This is a genomic window from Iamia sp. SCSIO 61187, assembly GCF_019443745.1.
In the GTDB taxonomy this organism is placed as follows: domain Bacteria; phylum Actinomycetota; class Acidimicrobiia; order Acidimicrobiales; family Iamiaceae; genus Iamia.
In genome coordinates this window covers 2,443,652-2,457,638 of the sequence record NZ_CP050948.1, presented here as the reverse complement: position 1 = coordinate 2,457,638, position 13,987 = coordinate 2,443,652, and the positions used below count along the sequence as shown (strand labels likewise).

Sequence of the window (13,987 nt, the reverse complement as noted above, 5' to 3'; positions counted from 1 at the left end):
GCTGATCCATGCCCAAGCGCGTCGTCCTGGCCTACAGCGGGGGACTCGACACCTCCGTGGCCGTCAAGTGGATGATCGAGGAGCTCGGCGTCGAGGTCGTCTGCCTCGCCGTCGACGTCGGCCAGGCGTCCGACGACTGGGACGTCGTCCGCGAGCGCGCCCGCGCCGCCGGCGCCGTCGAGGCCATCGTCGTCGACGCCCGCCAGGAGTTCGCCGAGGAGTTCGTGGCCCCCGCCCTCAAGGCCAACGCCATGTACGAGGGCCGCTACCCGCTGGTGTCGGCCCTGTCGCGGCCCGTGATCGTCAAGCACCTGGTCGAGACGGCCCGCTACCACGGTGCCCAGGCCGTCGCCCACGGCTGCACCGGCAAGGGCAACGACCAGGTCCGCTTCGAGGTGTCGACCCGGGCTCTGGCGCCCGACCTCGAGGTGATCGCCCCGGTGCGGGGGTGGGGCATGACCCGCGAGGACTCGATCCACTACGCCTACGACCACGACATCCCGATCGTGGCGACCAAGGAGAAGGTGTACTCGATCGACGACAACCTCTGGGGCCGGGCCATCGAGTGCGGCGAGATGGAGGACCCGTGGGCGGTGCCCCCGCCCGGGGTGTGGCTGCTCACCAAGCCGACCGAGACCGAGCCCCGGGACATCGTCATCGGGTTCGAGCACGGCATGCCGGTCTCGATCGACGGCGACCGGCTCGGGATGCTCGAGGTGATCGAGCGGCTCAACACCGTCGTCGGCAGCTACGGCTGGGGCCGGATCGACATGGTCGAGAACCGGCGGGTCGGCATCAAGAGCCGGGAGACCTACGAGTGCCCGGCCGCCCTGGCCCTGATCATGGCCCACAAGGACCTGGAGTCGATCTGCCTCGAGCGCGACCTCGACCGGGAGAAGGCCCGCATCGAGCCCCGCTACGCCGAGCTCATCTACGACGGCCTCTGGTTCAGCCCCCTGAAGCAGGCCTTCGACTCGTTCATCGACAGCAGCCAGGAGTTCGTCACCGGCGAGGTGCGGATCCGCATGAGCCCGGGCAACGCCACCGTCACCGGCCGGCGCAGCCCGCACTCGCTCTACGACTACGGCCTGGCCACCTACGACTCCGAGGACTCGTTCCGCCACGAGGACTCGGCTGGCTTCGTGCGCCTGTGGGGCCTGGGCATCGAGACCTGGGCCGCCCGCCAGGGCGCCGACCGGATGAAGGACTGATGGCGGAGGACCCCGCGGTCGGTGTGGGTCAGACCCACTCCGACCGCGAGCCGGCTGGGGCTCGAACTCTGTGGCACGGGCGGTTCGCCGGGGGGCCGAGCGAGGCCCTGATGGCCTTCACCGTCAGCCTGCCGTTCGACCAGCGCCTGGCCGCCGTCGACATCGCCGGGTCGCGGGCCCACGTCCGGGGCCTGGTGCGCAGCGAGCTGCTCGACGGCGAGGAGGCCGGCGCCGTGCTGGCCGCCCTCGACCAGGTCGAGGAGGAGCTCGCCGCCGGCGCCTTCGCCTTCGTCGAGAGCGACGAGGACATCCACACCGCCGTCGAGCGCCGGGTCACCGAGATCGCCGGCCCGGCCGGGGCCAAGCTCCACACCGGCCGCAGCCGCAACGACCAGGTCGCCACCGACCTGCGCCTGTGGACCAAGCAGGCCCTCGCGTCGGTGGCCGCCGGCGTCCTGGCCCTCCAGGAGGCCCTGGCCGCCCGGGCCGACGAGGTCGGCGACGCCTACCTCCCGGGCTACACGCACCTGCAGCAGGCCCAGCCCGTCCTCCTGGCCCACCACCTGCTGGCCCACGGTTGGGCCCTGGCCCGCGACTACGACCGGTTGCTGGCCGCCCGCGAGCGGGGGGACGTCTCGCCCCTCGGCGCCGGGGCCCTGGCCGGGTCGTCGCTCCCGCTCGACCCCGAGGGCACGGCCCTCGACCTCGGCTTCGCGTCGGTGTTCGACAACAGCCTCGACGCCGTCAGCGACCGCGACTTCGTGGCCGAGGCGCTGTTCGTCCTCGCGCTCGTCGGGGTGCACCTCAGCCGCATCGGCGAGGAGTGGGTGCTGTGGTCGAGCGAGGAGGTCGGCTTCGTCACCCTCGACGACGCCTACGCCACCGGCAGCTCGATGCTCCCCCAGAAGAAGAACCCCGACATCGCCGAGCTGGCCCGGGGCAAGACGGGCCGCCTCGTCGGCAACCTCACCGCCCTGCTGGTGACGCTCAAGGGCCTGCCCCTGGCCTACAACCGGGACCTCCAGGAGGACAAGGAGCCGCTGTTCGACTCGGTCGAGCAGGTGACCCTCGCCCTCTCGGCCCTCCAGGGGATGATCGCCACGGCCACGTTCCGCCTCGACCGCATGGCCGCCGCGGCCGACACCCCGGCGGCGGCGGCGACGGACCTGGCCGAGTGGCTCGTCGCCCGGGGGACGCCCTTCCGCGACGCCCACGCCGTGGTGGGCGAGCTCGTCCGCCGGTCCCTGGCGGGCGACGGCGCCCTGGCCGACCTGGCCGCCGCCGACGACCGCCTGGGCCCCGAGGCCGCCGCCCTCATCGCCCCCGGCGTCCCCGTCACCCGGCGCACCACCCGGGGCGGCGGTGGCCCCGCCGCCGTCGCCGCCCAGCGGGAGCGGTTCACGTCCCGCGTGCACGCGGACCAGGCCCGCCTCCCGGCGTCATGAGCGAGCGCCGCGAGCGACCCGGCCCGCACGCCTTCACCCACGACATCCGGGTGCGGTACCAGGAGTGCGACATGCAGCGGGTGGTGTTCAACGCCCACTACCTGGCGTACTGCGACGAGACGTCGGCGGCGTGGATGGGCGAGGTGTTCGGGTGGACCGGCGCCGATGACGACTTCGACTGGATGCTCGTGCGCGCCGAGATCGACTGGCACGGCTCGGCCACCTACGGCGACACGATCACCGTCGCGGCCGAGGTGGCCCGGTGGGGCACCACCTCGTTCGCCTTCCGCTACCGGGGCGCCGTGGGGGAGCGACCCGTGTTCACCGCCCTCATCACCTACGTCTGCGTGGCCCCGCACACCACCACCAAGGCGCCGGTGCCGGAGCACGTCAAGGCCGCGCTCGGCGATCCCGTCCCCGCCTGACCGCCCCGGCCGGTCCGGACCGTCTTGACCGGGCGTCGGCCCACCCTGGACGATGCGGCGTGGCCGATCTCGTCGCTCTCCTGACCGACCGGCTCGCGCCGGCCTTCGCCTCCGTGCGCGACGAGGTCTGCGCCGCCGCCGGCACCGACCCCGCCGAGGTGCCGGCGCCGCCCACCGTGAGCAGGAGCGACCGGGCCGACCTCCAGGCCAACGGGGCCCTCGCCCTGGCCAAGCGGCTGGGCCGCAACCCCCGCGAGGTCGCCCAGGCCGTCCTCGACCGGGTCGACGTGGCCGACCTGGTCGACGAGGTCGAGATCGCCGGCCCCGGGTTCTTGAACCTGACCCTCTCCGACGGTGCCATCGCCGCCCTGACCCGCACCGCCGCCGGCGACGACCGCCTCGGCGTCGCCCCCGACCCCGACGCCGGGACCGCCGTGGTCGACTACTCGGCGCCCAACGTGGCCAAGGAGATGCACGTCGGCCACCTCCGCTCGACGGTGATCGGCGACGCCATCGTCCGGGTCCTCGAGCACCTCGGCCACACCGTCGTCCGCGAGAACCACGTGGGCGACTGGGGCGCGCCGTTCGGGATGCTCATCGAGCACCTGGTCGACGTGGGCGAGGACGAGGCCGTCGCCGAGCTGTCCGTCGGCGACCTCAACCGCTTCTACCAGGAGGCCCGCCAGAGCTTCGACGCCTCCGACGACATGAAGGAGCGGGCCCGCGAGCGGGTCGTCCTGCTCCAGTCGGGCGACCCCGAGACGCTGCGCCTCTGGCAGCTGCTGGTCGACCAGTCGGCGGCGTACTTCCAGCTGGTCTACGACCGTCTCGGCGTCCTGCTCACGCCGGACGACATCGTCGGCGAGAGCTCCTACAACGACGCCCTCGCCGGCATCGTCGAGGACCTCGACGCCCAGGGCCTGCTGGTGCTCGACGACGGGGCCGAGTGCGTGTTCCCCCCCGGGTTCACCGGGCGCGACGGCCAGCCCCAGCCCATGATCGTGCGCAACCGCAACGGCGGCTACGGCTACGCCGCCACCGACCTGGCCACCATCCGTCACCGGGTCGAGGACACCCACGCGGCGCGGATCCTCTACGTCGTGGGCGCCCCGCAGCGCGACCACCTCGAGATGGTGTTCGCCGTGGCCCGCATGGCGGGGTGGCTGCCCGACGAGGTCCAGGCCGAGCACATCCCCTTCGGCAACCTGCTGGGGGCCGACCGCAAGATGTTCAAGACCCGGTCGGGCACGTCGGTGCGCCTGGTCGACCTGCTCGACGAGGCCGTCGAGCGGGCCGAGGCGACCATCGCCGAGCGCAACCCCGACCTCGTCGGCGACGAGCGGGCGGCGGTGGCCCAGGCGGTCGGCATCGGGGCCATCAAGTACGCCGACCTGTCGAGCGACCGGGTCAAGGACTACGTCCTCGACTTCGACCGGATGCTCGCCTTCGAGGGCAACACCGGGCCGTACATGCAGTACGCCCACGCCCGCATCCGGTCGATCTTCCGCCGCGGGGAGATCGACCCGGCCACCCTCGACCCCTCGGCCCTCGCCCTCGCCGAGCCGCAGGAGCGGGCCCTGGCCGTGGCCCTCCTCGGCTTCGAGCCGATCGTGCGCCAGACGGCCGAGACCTGCCAGCCGCACCGCCTGTGCGGGTACCTCTTCGACCTGGCCCACACGTTCACCGCGTTCTACGAGGCCTGCCCCGTCCTCAAGGCCGACGACGAGGCCACCCGGGCCAGCCGCCTGGTCCTGTGCGACCTCACCGCCCGCACCCTCGCCACCGGTCTCGGCCTCCTCGGCATCCAGGCCCCGGAGCGCATGTAGGGCCTCCACCGGCGGGGTCGGCCGACGACCGGGTGGGCGCCTCCGCCGTTCTGTCGCGGTGAGGCGTCACCGATGACGCCTGGGCGCGTCAGAACGGGGTGGCGGTGGTCCCCGCCCCGCCGGGCGGCGGGTGCCGGCCATGAGGTCGAGGGTCCAGGACCCGTGCTCGTCGGCCAGGGCGAAGGTGGTGCCGCCGGTCGGGACCTCGACGTAGCGGTTCTGCATGCGGGGGTAGCCGGTGATCGCCACCTCCCGGCCGTCGACGCGCAGGGGGCCCTCCCAGCCGACCTCGATGTGGCCCTCGGCGGGGGAGGTGTAGGCCACGGCGAAGCCGCGATGGGCGCCGTCGTCGCCCCAGCCGTGATCCTCGACCTCGACCGCAGCGGTCGTGACGGCGGCGGCGAAGGCGGCGAACGAGCCCCACCGGTCGGCGTCGCCGACCTCGCAGACCCACACGTCGTCGGGGCCACCCGTCGCGACCAGGTCGAACGGCTCGACCAGGCCGTTGGTGAAGGTGGTCGCCGGGTCGTGGACCCGCCACGCCACCGGCCGCCACGACCAGAGGGCGACGTAGCCGTCGCGCCGGCGGGCCAGCGTCCAGGGGCCGTCCCGCACCACCTCGTCGAAGCGCTCGGTCGGGAGGTAGGCGTGGGTCTCGTCGGCGTAGCCGAACCCGGCCAGGACGTCGAGGTCCGGCGCCGCGAACCCGGGTGCGTACTGCACGACGACGGCCCGCCCGTGCTGGACGGCGCGGGGGAGGGTGGCGCTGCCGGTCCAGTAGCGGTCCCCGTCGAGGTAGTCGCCGGCCCGGGCGGTCGGACCGTGGGCGGGGTGCGTCGTGAACACCACGGCGCGCTCGTCGAGGGTGGCCTGCCAGACGTGGTGCTGGTAGCCCGTGCACCCGGGCCGGTAGCCCTGCGCCGTCGAGAGCATCCCGTCACCGTTGCGCCACGTGCACGTGTCGACCCGCGTGAGGAGGCCGGCGTTGACCATCCGGTGCAGCCCGTAGGCGAGCGCCTGGAGGGTGGGGCGGTCGTCGCCCAGGGCGTCGCGCACCGACCGGATGTGGGCGAACAGGTGGCCGTCCCACAGGTGGTGGCGGTCGAGGGCGTCGAGGGTGAGGGGGACCAGCTGCCACGGCGTGAGGGCGCCGCGGTCCCACCAGAACGGGACCATCGCCGGGTCGGTGTAGGAGAGGCCGTCGGCCCGGGCGGGCACCTCCCACGAAGGCCCCGGCGCCTCGGCCGGGTCGAGCTCGGTCCCCATGCCCTCGCGGTCGAGGAGCTCGTCGGTGCTGGTGGCGATCCGCCGCACGATGGCCGGGGGCCGGTACCGGTGGCACCGGGCGAGGAACGACGCCCCCTCGGTGGCCGGCAGGAGCTCGCCGTCGTCGCCGTCGTCGAGGGGCCAGGCGGCGTCGGTGCGGTCGAAGCACAGCTTCAGGGCCGAGAACGTCGTCTGCGTGGGGCCCGTGGCCTTGAACCGCATGTAGGAGCGGCCGTGGGTCGACCCCAGGTTGTCGCGGTGCGAGTGGAGGGCCAGGTCGACCAGCACGAGGTCGGCGAAGGTGGCGGCCCGCTCGGCGAGGGCGGCGTCGTCGGCCCCCTCGGCCAGGGCGAGCAGCGGGACGAGGTCCTTCTCGGAGTAGGCGTCGGAGTGCCACTCGCTGAACCCGTCGGCGGCCTTCTCGTCGAACCAGGCGGCCAGGGCGACGGCCGCCCGCTCCCGGTGCTCGGCTCCGGTCAGGCCGGCGGCGGTGAACAGCTCGTCGGGCAGGGCCTGGCCGGCGAGGTGCTCGACGGTGTGGAAGATCAGCCGGTGGTTCTCGGACCAGTACCAGCGGGCGTCGACCGCCTCGCCCGGGGCCGGTCCGGGGTCGGTGTACCAGTAGCGGAAGCCGATGAACCGGGCCCGCAGGGCCTCGACGACGTGGTCGGGCAGGGCGTCGCGGTCGGCGGACCAGAGCAGGAGCAGGCGGAGGACGTCGAAGTCGGCGCAGTCGAGCCAGCCGTCGATGCGCCGGCACCAGCCCGCCACCACGGAGGGGGTGACGTCGGCCAGGTCGGGCCGGCGGCCGTCGCGCCGGGCCCGCTCGAGGTGGTCGAGCACGTTCAGCACCGACCCCGGGTGGCGCACCGCCGTGGCCGCGGCCAGGTAGTCGTCCTGGCGGCGCCGCCACCACCCCCGGTCGACCAACCCCTCGTCGGTCGCGCCCCGCAGGTCCATCGGGCCGGACGGTAGCGGCCGTCCCGTCAGCCGGCGTCGACCTCGAGGCCGGGGACGGACGCAGGGAGGCGGCCGGCGGCCACCAGGCCGGCCAGGGCGGCGGCGATCCCCAGGGCGAAGGCCAGGGCCACGCCGGTCGAGGCCGCCCACCCCCGGCTGTCGGCCAGGGCGATCAGCGCACCGCCGGCTCCGGTGCCCAGGGACACGCCGAGGGTGTCGCAGAGCTGGAGCGACGCCGTGGCCTGCCCCTCCCGACCGGGCTCGGCAGACCCCAGGGCGCTGACCGACAGCGGGGCGTAGCCCAGGCCCATGCCGATGCCGGCCACCCCCCAGGCCGGCACGGTGGCCCACGCCGGCAGCCACAGGGCGGCGACGAGCATGCCGGTCGACCCGGTGGCGATGAGGGCGAAGGCGGCGCGGTCGAGCCGCCGCGGCCCGAGCCGACCCACCATCCGCTCCTGCCACCACGACCCGGCGGTCCACAGCACCGCGGTGACGGAGAGGGCCAGGCCCGCCAGCCAGGTCGAGCCGCCCGGGCCCTCGGTGGCGGTCAGCGACACGTAGGCGTCGACCCCGAAGAACGCCCAGGTCAAGATGCCCCGCACGGCGACGATGGCCGGGAGCCCGGGTCGGAGGCGGGTCGTGCCGACGGGGACCAGGTGGACGAAGGCGGGGACGGCCAGCGGCAGCCCCAGGGCGACGAGGACGAGCGTGGCGACGGGGCGACCGGCCGTCCCCCCGGCCAGCACCAGCCCCACCCCGGCGACCAGCATCGCCACCCGCGCCAGGCGGGTGCGGTCGGCCCGCCGGGTCGCGGCGTCGGTGACGGCCCGGGCCTCGCCGGCGGCCAGGCGGCCCAGCGCGGGGACGGCGATGATCCCGGCCACGCCGACGAGGGGCAGCAGACCGAGGAAGACCCAGTGCCACGACGCCGCCCCCTCGACGAAGGAGGCGATGGACGGGCCGGTGATGCCCGGGATCACCCAGGCGGTGGAGAACACGGCGAAGACGCGGGGCCGGAGGGCGGGCGGGTAGCCCCGGGCCACGCTGGCGTAGGCCGACGCCGGGATGGCGCCGGCCCCGAACCCCTGGGCCAGCCGGGCGGCGACCAGGATCGGCATCGACGGGGCGAGCCCGCCCACGACCAGGCCGACCGAGAACAGCGCCAGCCCGGCGCCGAAGGGCAGCATCGGCCCCCGTCGGTCGGTGAGGATGCCGGTGACGACGATCCCGGCCAGGCTGGCCAGGAAGAAGCCGCTGAAGACCCAGCCGTAGAGGGCCCGCCCGCCGAGGTCGTCCTCGACGGTGGGCATGACCGTGGCGATGGCGAGGGACTCGAAGGCGACGAGGGTGATGGTCATCACCAGCCCGACCGTCAGCCGGCGGCGGTGGGGAGCCCACAGCCCGTCGCCCGGCGGGCGGACCGGCGCGGACGCCTCGGCGGGTTCGACCAGCTCCGTCACCGAGCCACTCTGCCCGGTGCACGGCCGAGGCCGCGAACGCCCGTCGTTAGGCTCGCCCGATGCCCTTCGACGACGTGATCACCGACCTCGCCGGGCTCCGGGCGATCTACCCGGAGCCCCACCCGATCGTGGTCGACAAGGCGATCGACCACGTCGACGAGACCGCCGCCGACTTCATCGCCCGGTCACCGTTCGTCGCCCTCGGCACCTACGGGTCCGGCGGGGGCGACGTGTCCCCCCGGGGCGGGCCACCCGGGTTCGTGGCGGTCCTCGACCCCAAGCGCATCGCCCTGGGCGACCTGATCGGCAACCGGCGGCTCGACAGCTACACCAACGTCATCGAGGACGGCCGGGTCGGCCTGCTCTTCCTGGTGCCGGGGCTGGGGGAGACCCTGCGGGTGAACGGGACGGCGTCGCTCACCACCGCCCCCGACGTGCTGGACGCGGTGTCGTTCCCCGGGGTGCGGGCCACCGCCGCCCTGGGGATCGACGTCGAGGAGGTGTACCTCCACTGCGCCAAGGCCTTCCGCCGCTCCCAGCTCTGGGATCCCGCGAGCTGGCCCGACCCCGACGACCGCCCGTCGCCCGGTGCCATCTTCAGGTCCCACGCCGGCATCACCGAGGCCACCGCCGAGGAGATCGAGGCGTCGTTGGAGGCCGACTACGAGGTGGGCCTCTGGCACCCCGGCCAGTAGCGACCGCTCAGCCGCCGAGCCCGGCCCGGCCCGTCGGTGATCACGACCCACGCCTCGTCCGGGGGCGACGGGAAGGTGCGGGAGACCCCGATCTGCCCGCCGACGTCGCTGGTCGTGCCGGTGGGGCGCATGGGCCCGTCCCACCACGTGATGCGATCAGCATCGGTCCGGGTCGGTCAGGGGCGGGCGACGTCCATCGACCACTCGGGCATGGTGCGGGTCTCGGGGTCGTAGCAGCGCAGCCAGGAGGGCAGGAAGACCGGGTCGGCCATGGCGCTTGGGTGGTGGCCGGCGAGCACGGCGCCGGCCATGGCCGGGCCCAGCTCGAACCAGAAGCCGAGCGTCCAGCCCAGCATCCGGAGGTGGGCGGCGGGGTGGAGGATGCGGCGCGACGACGCCAGGCCGACGAGGGTCCCGAGGGTCGTGAACCAGGCCATCACCACCATGGCCGTGACCATGCCGAGGGCGAACGAGGGCCGGCCGCCGCCCTTGGCCCGGTGGACGTCGAAGGCCACGTTCTTGTGCTCGACCTCCTCGGCCAGGTGCCAGAGGAACAAGGTGGTCGCGGTGGGGTCGGCCCCGCGGAAGAGCGTCGACGAGCGGCGGTCGACCCAGCGGGCGACCATGAAGGCGACGGTCTCGGCACCGGCCGCGTAGGCCAGTCCGAAGCGGTCCGAGCGGCGGCCGAGCCACCGGTAGGTGAGGGCCATCCACCGGTCGACCCGGCGGAGGGCGGGCCGGCGGGCCAGGAGGATGCGATTGAAGCGGGCGTGGGCGCCGTGGTGGGCGGTCTCCTGGCCGACCCACGCCTCGGCCTCGGCCCGCAGCCCGTCGTCGAGGTCGTCGATGGCGGTCCGCACCGACCGGACGACGTAGGGCTCGACGTGGGGCATGAGCATGGACACGGCGTTGGCCACGCACGCCAGCTCCGGCGTCTGCGGCGACCAGTCGGGCTCGAGGTCCTCGGGCCACTCGAAGCGCAGGCGCCGCACCGTGGGGGCGGTCGCGGTCGTCTCGAGCACGGCGGTCACCCCGCCCTCATCGGCCGCCCCGGCCCCGGCCTGAGGACTGGGCCCCGGCCGGTCAGGGCTGGAGGGCTCGGGACCGCTCGGCGAGGACCTCGGCGGTGCGCCGGTCGGCGGGCAGGAAGGCCTCGATGACCAGCTCGTCGAGGGTGACGTCCACCGGGGTGCCGAAGGTCGCGACCGTGGCGATGAACGCCAGCTCGCCCTCGTCGGTGGCCAGCCGCAGGGTGATGGCGGGCAGCGGGTCGTGCTCGGGCACCGGCGTGTAGGCGCCCTGGGCGGCGACCAGGTCGCGGAGCTCGGCCTCCAGGTCCACCAGCTCCTGGCGACCGGTGACCATGGCCTCGCGGCCGAGGCGGCCCAAGGTGTGGTCGGCCCACTCGCCCAGGTTGACGAGCCGCGACCCCAGCCCGTCGGGGTGGAACGTGAGGCGCAGGACGTTGACCGGCGGCTCGAGCAGCTGGGGGTCGACGCCCTCCAGGAACAGCCCGGCGGCGGCGTTGGCCATCACCAGCTCCCAGCGCCGGTCGGCCACGACCGCCGGGTACGGCTCGTGCCCGGCCAGCACCAGCTCGAGGGCGTCCCGCACCGGGGCCATCGACGACGACGTGAGGTCGGTCTCCCGGAAGGCGGGGGCGAAGCCGGCGGCCAACAGCATGCCGTTGCGGTCGCGCAGGGGGACCTCGAGGTGCTCGGCCAGGTGGAGGACCATCTCCCGGCTGGGCTTGGCCCGCCCCGTCTCCACGAAGCTCAGGTGGCGGGGCGAGACGCCCGCCCGGTGGGCCAGGTCCATCTGGCTGATGCGGCGGCGGCCCCGCCAGGTGCGGAGCAGGACCCCGAGGGGTGGGGTGCGGTCGTCCATGGCCCGACGGTACCCACGCTCCGGGAAGCGGGGACATGACCTCCGGGGTAGTGGCGCGGGATCGGTCGGCGCGTGATGCTGCGGGGGTGGACCTCGACGCGCTGATCTCCTCCATGCCGTTCGCCGTGGCCAACGGGGTGGAGCTCACCTCCGCCTCCGTCGACGAGGTGGTGGGCACGCTCGCCTGGGCCCCCGACCGCTGCACCGTCGGGGGCGTGCTGCACGGGGGCGCGCTCTTGACCCTGGCCGACAGCCTGGGGGCGATCCTCGCCTACCTGAACCTGCCCGAGGGGGCGGTCGGCACCACGACGATCGAGACCAAGACGAACCTGTTCCGGGCCCTCCGGGAGGGGTCGGCCACGGCGACGACGACCGTCCTCCACGCCGGGCGGACCACGATCGTCGTCCAGACCGACGTCCGCGACGCCGAGGGCCGGCGGGTCAGCCTGACGACCCAGACCCAGGCCGTCCTCCGGGGCTAGGGCTCGCCGGACCGTTCGCCGCGCACAGCCGGACCGTTCGCCGCGCACAGGCGGCTGGTCACACGCCCTGCGGGCCGCGGAGGAGACGGCCGGGGCGGGCGCCGGTGAAGGCGTCGTCCTCGCGCACCACCTCGCCACCGGCGATGGTGAACCGGTAGCCGGTGGACCCCTGGACGAACCGGCGGGCGCCGGTGGGCAGGTCCCACGCCATGCGGGGCCGGTCGATGGCGAGGGCCTCGTGGTCGATGACGTTGACGTCGGCCCGGAGCCCGGGGGCCAGCAGGCCGCGGTCGAGGAGCCCGTAGTGCTCGGCCGTCTCGCGGGTCTGGCGGCGGACCACCAGCTCGAGCGGGAGGCGCGGGCCCCGGAGCCGGTCCCGGGTCCAGAAGGCGACCATGAAGCTGGGCGTGGAGCCGTCGCAGATCGACCCGACGTGGGCGCCGCCGTCGGCCAGCCCCATCCGGGTGCGGGGGTGCTGGTGGAGCTCCCACAGGGCGTCGAGGTTGCCGTCGCTGTAGTTGAACAGCGGGTAGTACAGGAGGCCCTGGCCCTCGTCCTCCATGAGCACGTCGAAGGCCACCTCGGCCGGGTCCCGCCCCTCGCGCTCGGCGATGGCGGCGACGGACTGGTCGGCCGGCGGCTCGTAGTCGGTCTCGCCCCGGAACGGGAACATCTTGTGCCACGACGAGGTCAGCGAGGCCACGAAGGGACCCAGGTCGGCCCGCTCGCCGTGCACCAGGGCGGCCCGGGCCTCGGCGTCCTGGCGCAGCCGGGCGACCCGCTCGGCGGGGGAGAGGAAGGCGACCGGCCCCCACCCGGCCGAGGTCGAGAACGGGTGGATGGTCGCCGACCAGCCCATCAAGATGCCGACGGGCCGACCGTGGACCTGGCCGTAGACCTCGACCCCGTCGGCCCGGGCCTGGTCGAGCAGGACCACGACGTCGCGCCACAGGTCGGGGGCGGCGTCGGTCTGCTGGAAGTTGAAGGTGACCCGCCGGCCCGAGCGCTCGGCCAGGCGGCGCATCCACCCGAACGAGGCCGGCACGTCGGGGTGGTGGAGGGCGCCCTGGAACACGCCGTGGCCGGCGGCGCGGAGGGCGTCGCCCAGGGCCATGATCTCGTCCTCGTCGGCCTCGGTCCCGGGGACCAGCTCGCCGTCGACCGATCGGTGCAGCGGTGTGCGCGAGGTCGACACCCCCAGGGCGCCGGCCCGCAGGGCGGCGGTGGCCAGGCGCTGCATCTCGGCCCGGTCGGCGGCGGTGGCGGTCTCGTTGGCCGCCCCGCGGTCGCCCATGACGTAGGCCCGCAGGGCGCCGTGGGGCACCTGGGTGCCGACGTCCATCACCCACCGGCGCCGGTCGAGGGCGTCGAGGTACTCCTCGAAGGACTCCCACTCCCACTGGATGCCCTCGGTGAGGGCGGCGCCGGGGATGTCCTCGACACCCTCCATCAGGCGGATGAGCCAGTCCCGCCGGTCCGGCGCCGCCGGGGCGAAGCCGACCCCGCAGTTGCCCATCACGACGGTGGTGACGCCGTGCCAGCCCGACGGGGTGAGGTCCGGGTCCCACGTCGCCTGGGCGTCGTAGTGGGTGTGCATGTCGACCCACCCCGGCGTGACCAGCGCACCGTCGGCGTCGATCTCCCGGCGGCCGGCGCCCACCTCGCCACCGACCGCGGCGATGCGGTCCCCGTCGAGGGCGACGTCGGCCACCCCCGGCGGCGACCCGCTCCCGTCGACGACGGTGCCGTTGCGGATCACGATGTCGTGCACGGACATCGAGGGTAGGCCGCTCGGTAGGGTCGCCGCCGTGGACACCGACTCGGCCGCCGACCAGGTCGCCCTGAGGGCGCTGCAGTCGGCCTACGGCGACGCCGTCACCCGCCAGGACTGGCCCGCGGTGGTCGCCCTCTTCGTCCCCGAGGCCACCGTGACCCTCGAGCTGGGGCGGGGCGAGCCCCGGGTGCTCGGACCGGTGGAGCTGGTGGCGTTCGTCGAGCAGGCCGTCAGCCGCTTCGAGCTGTTCCTCTTCACCATCCTCAACCAGGTGGTGGCGCCCGACGGTGACGGGGCCACCGGCCGCCTGTACCTGGCCGAGGTCCGCCAGGACCACGACGGGCGGGCATCGGTGGCCTACGGCTGCTACCACGACCGCTACGTCCGCACCTCCGAGGGGTGGCGCATCGCGGCGCGCCGGTACCGCTCGATGGCCCGCACGGCGACGCCGGGGTCGACGACCGACCTCGAGGTGGTCAGGCACGAGGTCCCCGACCGGTGAGGCACGCACCGTGCGCCGGCTGGGGATGGCTGCTACCCGGTGTGGTCGCCG

Annotated in this window: 12 protein-coding genes; 7 read left to right on the top strand and 5 right to left on the bottom strand. The window is 74.5% G+C overall.

Features of this window, described 5'->3' with window-relative positions:
- Nucleotides 1–8: 8 nt before the first annotated feature.
- Genes HC251_RS11790 through argS form a run of 4 tightly spaced genes read left to right on the top strand, consistent with a single transcriptional unit; the run spans nt 9 to nt 4,907 of the window.
- On the top strand, nt 9–1,211 hold the full coding sequence (locus HC251_RS11790) for an argininosuccinate synthase (RefSeq protein ID WP_219945476.1): 1,203 nt from the start codon (nt 9–11) through the stop codon (nt 1,209–1,211).
- Nucleotides 1,211–2,656 carry an argininosuccinate lyase gene (gene argH, locus HC251_RS11785; protein ID WP_219945475.1) on the top strand — a complete coding sequence of 482 codons (1,446 nt, stop codon included), beginning with the start codon at nt 1,211–1,213 and terminating at the stop codon, nt 2,654–2,656. The genes HC251_RS11790 and argH overlap by 1 nt, the downstream gene beginning before the upstream one ends.
- A complete protein-coding gene (locus tag HC251_RS11780; RefSeq protein ID WP_219945474.1) occupies nt 2,653–3,081 on the top strand; it encodes a thioesterase family protein in 429 nt (142 codons plus the stop codon). The genes argH and HC251_RS11780 overlap by 4 nt, the downstream gene beginning before the upstream one ends.
- Nucleotides 3,082–3,140: 59 nt before the next feature.
- The gene (argS, locus tag HC251_RS11775) at nt 3,141–4,907 is read left to right on the top strand and encodes an arginine--tRNA ligase (RefSeq protein ID WP_219945473.1); all 1,767 of its coding nucleotides are present in this window, start codon (nt 3,141–3,143) and stop codon (nt 4,905–4,907) included.
- A gap of 66 nt (nt 4,908–4,973) precedes the next feature.
- Here the strand turns inward: argS and HC251_RS11770 are convergent, their stop codons facing one another.
- Together HC251_RS11770 and HC251_RS11765 are read right to left on the bottom strand one after the other, a co-directional pair.
- Nucleotides 4,974–7,133: a hypothetical protein gene (locus HC251_RS11770; RefSeq protein WP_219945472.1), complete on the bottom strand. Its 2,160-nt coding sequence runs from the start codon at nt 7,131–7,133 to the stop codon at nt 4,974–4,976.
- A 26-nt stretch (nt 7,134–7,159) separates the two neighbouring features.
- Nucleotides 7,160–8,596, bottom strand: a complete 1,437-nt coding sequence (locus tag HC251_RS11765; RefSeq protein ID WP_219945471.1) for an MFS transporter — start codon at nt 8,594–8,596, stop codon at nt 7,160–7,162.
- Nucleotides 8,597–8,655: 59 nt separating this feature from the next.
- Here HC251_RS11765 and HC251_RS11760 point away from each other — a divergent pair, with 59 nt between their 5' ends.
- Nucleotides 8,656–9,291 carry an MSMEG_1061 family FMN-dependent PPOX-type flavoprotein gene (locus tag HC251_RS11760; protein WP_219945470.1) on the top strand — a complete coding sequence of 212 codons (636 nt, stop codon included), beginning with the start codon at nt 8,656–8,658 and terminating at the stop codon, nt 9,289–9,291.
- 176 nt (nt 9,292–9,467) lie between these two features.
- Here HC251_RS11760 and HC251_RS11755 read toward each other — a convergent pair whose 3' ends face one another.
- Together HC251_RS11755 and HC251_RS11750 are read right to left on the bottom strand one after the other, a co-directional pair.
- Nucleotides 9,468–10,322, bottom strand: coding sequence for a metal-dependent hydrolase (locus tag HC251_RS11755; protein ID WP_219945469.1), 855 nt, complete (start codon nt 10,320–10,322; stop codon nt 9,468–9,470).
- Nucleotides 10,323–10,374: 52 nt separating this feature from the next.
- Entirely contained in the window at nt 10,375–11,178 is an 804-nt protein-coding gene (locus HC251_RS11750; RefSeq protein WP_219945468.1) for a helix-turn-helix domain-containing protein, read from the bottom strand.
- A gap of 113 nt (nt 11,179–11,291) precedes the next feature.
- On the opposite strand from HC251_RS11750, the gene HC251_RS11745 reads away from it, so the two are divergent.
- Nucleotides 11,292–11,660 carry a PaaI family thioesterase gene (locus HC251_RS11745; protein ID WP_219945683.1) on the top strand — a complete coding sequence of 123 codons (369 nt, stop codon included), beginning with the start codon at nt 11,292–11,294 and terminating at the stop codon, nt 11,658–11,660.
- A 58-nt stretch (nt 11,661–11,718) separates the two neighbouring features.
- Here the strand turns inward: HC251_RS11745 and HC251_RS11740 are convergent, their stop codons facing one another.
- On the bottom strand, nt 11,719–13,437 hold the full coding sequence (locus HC251_RS11740; protein WP_370651281.1) for an amidohydrolase family protein: 1,719 nt from the start codon (nt 13,435–13,437) through the stop codon (nt 11,719–11,721).
- A 31-nt stretch (nt 13,438–13,468) separates the two neighbouring features.
- On the opposite strand from HC251_RS11740, the gene HC251_RS11735 reads away from it, so the two are divergent.
- The gene (locus HC251_RS11735) at nt 13,469–13,936 is read left to right on the top strand and encodes a nuclear transport factor 2 family protein (RefSeq protein WP_219945466.1); all 468 of its coding nucleotides are present in this window, start codon (nt 13,469–13,471) and stop codon (nt 13,934–13,936) included.
- Nucleotides 13,937–13,987 lie beyond the last annotated feature (51 nt).

Bases quoted from the DNA above. Each gene is read 5' to 3' on its own strand.
- argH (WP_219945475.1), top strand. From the start codon at position 1,211: ATGGCGGAGGACCCCGCGGTCGGTGTGGGTCAGACCCACTCCGACCGC.
- HC251_RS11770 (WP_219945472.1), bottom strand. From the start codon at position 7,133: ATGGACCTGCGGGGCGCGACCGACGAGGGGTTGGTCGACCGGGGGTGG.
- HC251_RS11750 (WP_219945468.1), bottom strand. From the start codon at position 11,178: ATGGACGACCGCACCCCACCCCTCGGGGTCCTGCTCCGCACCTGGCGG.
- HC251_RS11760 (WP_219945470.1), top strand. From the start codon at position 8,656: ATGCCCTTCGACGACGTGATCACCGACCTCGCCGGGCTCCGGGCGATC.
- HC251_RS11740 (WP_370651281.1), bottom strand. From the start codon at position 13,437: ATGTCCGTGCACGACATCGTGATCCGCAACGGCACCGTCGTCGACGGG.
- HC251_RS11745 (WP_219945683.1), top strand. From the start codon at position 11,292: ATGCCGTTCGCCGTGGCCAACGGGGTGGAGCTCACCTCCGCCTCCGTC.
- HC251_RS11780 (WP_219945474.1), top strand. From the start codon at position 2,653: ATGAGCGAGCGCCGCGAGCGACCCGGCCCGCACGCCTTCACCCACGAC.
- HC251_RS11790 (WP_219945476.1), top strand. From the start codon at position 9: ATGCCCAAGCGCGTCGTCCTGGCCTACAGCGGGGGACTCGACACCTCC.